This window comes from Nocardioides sp. P5_C9_2 (assembly GCF_054049555.1).
In genome coordinates this window covers 1-7,514 of record NZ_JBFUMD010000156.1, presented here as the reverse complement: position 1 = coordinate 7,514, position 7,514 = coordinate 1, and the positions used below count along the sequence as shown (strand labels likewise).

The following is a 7,514-nucleotide window of genomic DNA, read 5'->3' as shown; positions in this document are numbered from 1 at the left end:
TCGAGATCAAGGGGACCGCCGACTCCGACACGGCCTCCTACCTCCGCACCGGACACCTGCTCGCGGACTTCGTCGACGACGCCGCTCGCGACGACGTGATYGTGACGTCCTTCGACGACACCGCGCTGGCCGACTTCCACCGGCGCTCCCCCGGCACCGGCCTCGCACCCGGCCGGCAACAGCTGACCGCCTACTTCCTCTACGGCACCCGCCCGATCGAGGGCACGGTCGCCCTCCAGGTGCCCGTCGAGAACTCCRGCATCCGGGTGCTCACCCCCGAGTTCGTCACCCGGGCCCACGCCGGCGGCTACGCCGTCCACGTGTGGTTCAGCGGGACCGCGCCCGACGACGCCGCGACCTACAACGCGATGATCGACGCCTGCGTGGACGGGCTGATGCCGGCCCGGCCCACGCTGCTGGAGAGGATCCTCGTCCAGCGCGGCATCGAGCGCCCGGGCGAGCCGGGGGTGCACCCCTGCGCCTAGACCGTCAGGGGAGGGTCACTCGGCGTCCCCGGCGGGCGTGGACGGCTGGCGGTCCTGCACCCGCACCATCCCGCCGAGCGTCGCGACGTACGCCGTCCCGTCGGGCGCGAGGGTGACGGTGGCGCGGTCGTTGTTCATCAGCAGCCCGGTGCCCGTGCGCACGCCGAACATCGCGCGCCCGGTCCGCACGTCGACCCCCGTGAGGTACCACGCGCTGACGCCCCACSACGTGGGCCGCTTGGTGTAGGCGTAGACCAGGCCCGTCGCGAGCGACACCTGCGGGGCACCCGAGGGCGCCACCAGCTCGCTGGTCCAGCGCACCCGGCACTCCCCGGCCGACCGGTCGGCGGGCACGTCGACCCGGGCCAGGCCTCCCGTGGTCCCGCGGCCCAGCAGGGTGCGCACCGGGCCGGCGTACCCGTGGGTGTTGGCCACCACCACTCCCGCGCCGACGCTGGCCAGCGACGAGTCGGTGGCGCTCGCGTCGTCGTCGAAGACGGCCGCGCGGCAGATCTCGGCACCGGTCGACCGCTCCACCAGCACCACCTGCATGCGCGGCTCGGCGTTGTCGGTGAAGGCCACCACGCCGCCGTCCAGCAGCGTCGGGCCGGTGCCGCTCCCACGGGTCACCTGACCGCTCTTGCGGTCGGTGCCGCGGTCGTACGCCGTGCGCCACTCCACCACCGGGGTGCCGGCGGCGTCCGCGCCCAGGCGGTAGAGCGCGTGCGAGGTGACGACGTAGGTGCCGCCTGTCTCGTCGGTGCTGAAGGGGTGGGTGACCTGCTCGTCGAGGTCGAGCACCTGCACCTGGCCGGAGTCGGGGGCGACGGTGCCCACCAGCCCGTCCCGGGTCGCCCACCAGATCCGGCCCGCCCAGTCGGGGAGCAGCGCGACGACGCAGTCGTCGTCGGGGACCTGCGCCGACAGGTCCCACGTGCGCGCGGTGGTGAGGTCGGGCTCGCCGTCGGCGTCCGCGGTGGAGACCGCCAGGACCCGTCGGTCCGAGGTCGCCACCACCGCCCGGTCGCTCGCGTCGAGGTAGCTCTGGGCGCCGCACCCGTCGTCGTCGCCGTCCTCGGGCTCGGGCAGCCGCTTGGTCGCCAGCGGTCGCATCGAGTCGTGGTCGATGACGTGCAGGGAGCGGCCACCGCGGTCACCGCACAGGCCGACGAGCCGGTCCCGGCTGTCGAGGGTGAGGGTGCCGCAGTGCTCCAGGCCGTACCAGGCGGAGTCCACCTCGGGCTGGAGCCCGACCGGCCCCGCCCAGGGCGAGGCGCCGGTGCTCCACGAATCGTCCAGCGCGGACCCGGCCCCGTTCCGGGCGAGGTGGGGGTTCTGCGGGACGGTGCCGACCTGCAGCGGGCTGGGCTGCGCCGGACGACCGACGTACGCCGGTGCGACGAGGACGCCCGGCGACGGAGGGACGGGCAGCCAGCCGTCGGGCACGACGAGCACGATCCCGGCGACCGCGGCCACCGCGGCGACGCCGATCGCGACCCCGCGGCGCGTCCACCAGAGCCGGTCGAGCACCCACCAGCGGACCCGCGGCACGCACAGGGCGACGAGCACGGCGACCAGCACCCACGGGCCCAGGGCCAGCCAGGCGACGAGCAGGCCGAGGGACACCCCGAGGAGCGGTCGCGTCACCGGCGCTCCCGCGCGTCGTCCCCCTGGTCAGGCATGGCGGCAAGGCTACGGCGAGGGGTCGCCCGATCCGGGCACCCGCGCGCGAGGCGCGGTCCCCCTCAGGCGGACGCGGTCTGGGCGTCCTCGGCCGTGAGCGGCTGCGCGATCGACTCCAGGGACCGCCCCTCGGCCTTGACCCCCAGGACGATCTCGGTGACTCCGCCGATGATCATGAGCGCGGCCCCGATGAAGTAGCCGACCGCGATGCCGGTGATGTCCTTGTCCGCCGTCGCGTTCTCGATCAGCCGGCCGAAGAGCAACGGCCCGCTGATGCCGCCCGCTGCGGTGCCGATGGCGTAGAAGAACGCGATGCACAACGCGCGCGTCTCCATCGGGAACACCTCCGAGGCAGTGAGGTACGCCGCGCTCGCGCCCGCCGAGGCGAAGAAGAAGACCACCGACCCGAACACGGTCAGCGTGACGGCGTTGAGATCGCCCAGCATCGTGCCGGCCACGCCGAGCAGCACCCCGGAGAGGATGTAGGTGCCGGCGATCATCCGCACCCGTCCCCAGGAGTCGAACAGGGGGCCGAGCAGGAGCGCCCCGGCGAAGTTGCACAGCGCGAAGACCGCGAGGTACCAGCCGGTCTGCTTCACGTCGAGGAACGTGGACAGGGTGTCGCCGTAGGTGAAGAAGAAGGCGTTGTAGAGGAACGCCTGGCCGATGAAGAGCGTCAGGCAGAGCACCGAGCGCCGGGGGTAGAGGGTGAACACGGTCCGGGCGATCGTCGGGATGCTGATGGTGGTGCGCTGGCGGATGGTGATCGCGTCGTCGTCGGCCTCGGGCAGGTCGCCGACGTCCTCGCCGACCCGGTGCTCGATGCCCCGGACGATCTCCTCACCCTCGTCCTCGCGGCCGTGGATGAACAACCAGCGCGGGCTCTCGGGCACGTGTCGGCGCACCACCAGGATGYCGACCGCCAGGATGGCACCGAGAGCGAACGCCAGCCGCCAGCCCCACTCTGCGGGGACGATCGTGGGATCGAGCAGCGGGATGGTGAGCAGCGCGCCGCCGGCGGCGCCGATCCAGAAGGAGCCGTTGATGGCCACGTCGACGCGGCCGCGGTACTTCTTGGGGATCAGCTCGTCGATCGCTGAGTTGATGGCGGCGTACTCGCCACCGATCCCCGCCCCGGTGACGAAGCGGGCGGCGAAGTACCACCAGATCGTCATCGAGAAGGCGGTCGCGACGGTGGCCACCGTGTAGACGCCGAGGGTGATCAGGAAGAGCTTCTTGCGGCCCATCCGGTCGGTGAGCTGGCCGAAGAACAACGCGCCGAGGCAGGCCCCGGCGACGTAGATCGCGCCTGCCATGCCGACGTCGGCGCTGCTCATCCCCAGGCCTGTCTTGGCGTCCTTGAGGGCGTCGGACATCGAGCCGACGATGGTGACCTCGAGGCCGTCGAGGATCCACACGGTCCCGAGGCCGATGACCACCATCCAGTGGAACCGCGACCACGGCAGGCGGTCGAGCCTGGCCGGTATGTCGGTCGTGATCGTTCCGGTCTCCACGCCAGCCACGACGAGCCCCTTCCCGCACCGGGAGCGTCCCGGCCCGGACCGGACGCTAGACCTCGTGATCCCGCACCGACCACACCTTCACGGGTGGGTCAGGCGGGGGGCGCCACGGGCTCCTCCGTGGCCGACTCGGAGACCGAGCCGCCGAAGTACATCTGGGCCAGCTCGGGGTCGCCGAGCACGGCGGCGGCCGGTCGCTGGGTGATGACGCGCCCGCTCTCCATGACGATGCCGTCGGTGGCCATCCGCATCCCGAACCGCACGTTCTGCTCGACCAGCAGGATCGTCTTGCCGCTGTCGGAGAGCAGCATCACCGAGTCGTAGAGCACCTGCAGCGACTTGGGGTCCAGCCCCAGCGACGGCTCGTCGAGGAGCAGCAGCACCGGGTCGAGCATGAGGGACCGGGCGAACTCCACCATCCGGCGCTGGCCGCCCGACAGGTTGCCGGCGTTGTCGTGGGAGCGGTCGGCCACGATCGGGAACATGTCGGCGACCTGCGCGTAGCGCTGCTTCACCAGTGCCTTGTCGCGCCGGATGATGTAGGCGCCGAGGAGCACGTTCTCCTTGACCGACATCGACGGGAACAGCGCGTTGGACTGCGGCACCTGCGAGATGCCGAGCTCGAGGATCTCGGCCGCCGAGGACGTGTGGATCGCCCGGCCGTCGAGGTGGACCTCGCCGAGGCGCGGCGTGAGCAGCCCGCTCACCGTCTTGAGCACCGTGGACTTGCCGGCGCCGTTGGGCCCGACGATGCACGCGACCGAGCCTTTGGCCACCGTGATGTCGACGCCCTGGAGGACGTCGCCGCCGCCGTAGCCGGCCACGATCCCCTGCATCCGCAACATCGGCTCCTGCCGCTCGCTCGCCTCGTTCATCGGCGGGCCTCCTCGATGTGGAAGTCCTCGCCGAGGTAGGCGTCGATCACGGCGGGGTCGTTCTTGATCTGGTCGGGGGTGCCCGAGGCCATGGTCCGCCCGCGGCCCAGGACGTGGACGGGATCGCACAGGCCCAGGACGAAGGGCATGTTGTGCTCCACGATGAGGAACGTCTTCCCGTAGGAGTTGAGCTCGCGGATCATCTCCCCCATCCGGTCGATCAGGACGGGGTTGATGCCGCCGGCCGGCTCGTCGAGAAGGATCAGCTTGGGGTCGAGCATCAGGACCTGGGCGAGCTCGACCAGCTTCTGCTGGCCGTAGGACAGCGCCTGCGCCTTCTGGTCGCGGAAGGCGCGCATCCCGACGAACTCCAGCAGCTCCTCCGCGGCACGGGCCTCGCTGCCGCTCACGGCGATCTTGCCGAGCCCGCCGAGGGAGAAGGACGACTGGGCGGCGACGACGTTCTCCAGCACGGTCATCTCGCGGAAGAGCCGGGTGATCTGGAACGTCCGGCCCAGCCCGCGGTGGGCCCGCTGCCAGGACCGCATCCCGTCGATGCGCTCGCCGGCCAGCCGGATCTCGCCGGCGTCGGCCCGGATGGTGTCGTCGATCAGGTTGAACAGCGTCGTCTTGCCCGAGCCGTTGGGCCCGATCAGCCCGGTGATGGAACCCTCCGGGACGACCAGGCTGGCGCCGTCGACGGCCTTGACGCCGCCGAAGTGCTTGACCAGACCGGCGACCTCCAGCAGCGGCCGGTCGGGCAGCTCGCTGCGGTCGACGACCGAGACGCGGTCGGTGAGGGAGGCGAGGCTGCCGCCGGTGCCGATGCGGGCGCCGACGAGACCGGCCTTGCCGTGGGTACGACGCCAGCTCAGCGCCGACTCGATCGCGGGCAGGATGCCCCGCGGCAGGAAGATCACGACCAGCACCAGCAGCCCGCCGAAGAGGAAGAGCCGGGCGTTGCCGCCGCCGAAGCTGTTGTTGGCGATCTCGTTGAGCGGCTCGATGAGGAACGCGCCCAGCACCGGGCCCCACAGGGTGGCCTTGCCGCCGATGAGCATCGAGAGCACCAGCTGGACGCTGATGAGAATGCTGAACATCCCCCGCGGGTCGATGAAGGTCAGGTAGTAGCCGTAGATCGCGCCCGCCATGCCCACGAAGACGGCGCTGGCCATGAAGGCGATGATCTTCTCCACCGGCAGGTTGATGCCGATGGTCGCGGCCTTGGTCTCGTCCTCGCGGATGGCGATCAGGCCCATGCCGAGCTTGCTGCGCCGGATCCACCAGGTCATCAGCAGCTGCAGCGCCAGCACCGCGACCAGGGCGTAGTAGAAGGGCAGGTTGATGATGTCGCGGTCCCAGTCGGGCAGCGGCATGGTCAGCCCCGCGGTGCCGTTGGTGACCGAGGTCCAGTTGACGGCGAAGACCTGCACCAGGAACAGGAACGCGACGGTGATGATGACGAACGCCGGACCGGACGAGCGCAGCGACACCAGTCCCAGCACCAGGGCGACCAGCGCGGCCACCACGCCGGCGACCGGGACCCACAGCCAGATGGAGACGTCGGGGTTGCGGGCGGCCAGCACGCCGATGGTGTAGCCGCCGAGGCCGATGAAGGCGCCCTGGCCCAGCGAGATGTAGCCGGCGAAGCCGGAGATGATGTTGAGCCCGCTGGCGCCGATCGCGAAGACCAGCGACAGGATGATCATGTTCTGGTAGTAGAGATCCTCGGTGAGCAGGGGGTAGGCGACCAGCGCGATCGCGGCCGCGAGGGCGACCGCCCGGCCCAGCCAGATCGGCTGGGTCCACGCCCGCCCGGCCGCCGGGGCGACCGGAGCGGTGTCGGGGGTGGTCTCGGGGGTGGGGGCAGGACGGCTGCTCATGCGGCGACGGCGTCCTCTCGGAGTCGGGTCCCGAGCAGGCCCTGGGGGCGGATGAGCAGGACGGCGAACACGATGGCGTAGGGCACGGCGGTCGCCCACGAGGGCGAGACGTACGTCGAGGTGAAGGTCTCGGCCAGCCCGAACAGGAGGGCGCCCAGCACCGCCCCGTTGAGGCTGCCGAGCCCGCCGAGCACGACGATGGCCAGCAGCCGGGCGATCCACTGGTAGTGCGAGCCGGGGACGAACGGGTAGAGCACGCCGGTGATCGCGCCGCCGGCGCCGGCGGCGGCGATGCCGATCGCGAAGACCAGCGCCGCCACCGAGGCGGTGCGGATCCCGACCAGCTGGGCCGACGACGGGTTGCTCGCCGCCGCCCGGATGGCGCGTCCCAGCCAGGTGCGGGTGAGCACCACCCACAGCAGGACCAGCACCACGACGGCGATCAGGCCGCCGTACACCTGGGCCTTGGGCAGGAAGACCCCGCCCACGGTGAACGACTCGTCGGCGTACGCCGGCCGGATGGCGGTGGAGTTGTTCCCCCAGATCTCGCCCATCGCCCCCTCCAGCACCAGCGCCAGCCCGAAGGTCAGCAGCACGGTGGAGGCCATGGGAGCGGACCTGATGGGCGAGACGACGATCTTGTAGGTCGCCCAGCCGATCGCGAACACCACGGGGGTGGTGATCACGATGGCCAGGAGGGGATCGATGCCCACCACGTCCCACAGGGTGTAGGTGATGAACGACGCCAGGACCAGGAAGGCCCCGTGCGCGATGTTGATCACCTTCATCACCCCGAAGATCAGGGTCAGCCCGCTGGCTGCGAGGGCGTAGACGCCGCCCAGCAGCAGCCCGAGGGCGAGACTCTGGAGGAACACGGTCATCAGCCGGCGCCTCCCGGCTGCCAGTTCTGCTCGATCTCAGCGGTGGCGGCGTCCTCGGGGAGCACGATCTGCGGGGCGCCGTCCTGCCACTGACCGATCAGGAAGTCGCCCTGCGGGGCACCGGTCTCGTCCCACGACAGCGGGCCGAGGATGGTCTCCACCTCGTTGTCGTGCAGCCCGTGCAGCC

At 71.3% G+C, this 7,514-nt stretch carries 5 protein-coding genes and 2 pseudogenes; 1 reads left to right on the top strand and 6 read right to left on the bottom strand.

Annotated elements, in window-relative coordinates:
* Positions 1–485, top strand: a pseudogene (locus tag ACXJKL_RS09845) (hypothetical protein); the annotation flags it as partial.
* Between the two features lie 15 nt (positions 486–500).
* Here the strand turns inward: ACXJKL_RS09845 and ACXJKL_RS09840 are convergent.
* From ACXJKL_RS09840 to ACXJKL_RS09815, 6 genes and pseudogenes are all read right to left on the bottom strand, one after another.
* Positions 501–2,132, bottom strand: a complete 1,632-nt coding sequence (locus tag ACXJKL_RS09840; protein ID WP_457206880.1) for a hypothetical protein — start codon at positions 2,130–2,132, stop codon at positions 501–503.
* A gap of 98 nt (positions 2,133–2,230) precedes the next feature.
* Positions 2,231–3,691, bottom strand: coding sequence for an MFS transporter (locus ACXJKL_RS09835; protein ID WP_457206879.1), 1,461 nt, complete (start codon positions 3,689–3,691; stop codon positions 2,231–2,233).
* An 89-nt stretch (positions 3,692–3,780) separates the two neighbouring features.
* A complete protein-coding gene (locus ACXJKL_RS09830; RefSeq protein WP_457206878.1) occupies positions 3,781–4,563 on the bottom strand; it encodes an ABC transporter ATP-binding protein in 783 nt (260 codons plus the stop codon).
* On the bottom strand, positions 4,560–6,446 hold the full coding sequence (locus tag ACXJKL_RS09825; RefSeq protein ID WP_457206877.1) for a branched-chain amino acid ABC transporter ATP-binding protein/permease: 1,887 nt from the start codon (positions 6,444–6,446) through the stop codon (positions 4,560–4,562). Before ACXJKL_RS09825 ends, ACXJKL_RS09830 begins: the two co-directional genes overlap by 4 nt.
* On the bottom strand, positions 6,443–7,327 hold the full coding sequence (locus ACXJKL_RS09820; protein WP_457206876.1) for a branched-chain amino acid ABC transporter permease: 885 nt from the start codon (positions 7,325–7,327) through the stop codon (positions 6,443–6,445). Before ACXJKL_RS09820 ends, ACXJKL_RS09825 begins: the two co-directional genes overlap by 4 nt.
* A pseudogene (locus tag ACXJKL_RS09815) lies at positions 7,327–7,514 on the bottom strand (amino acid ABC transporter substrate-binding protein); the annotation flags it as partial. The pseudogene ACXJKL_RS09815 and the gene ACXJKL_RS09820, both read right to left, overlap by 1 nt.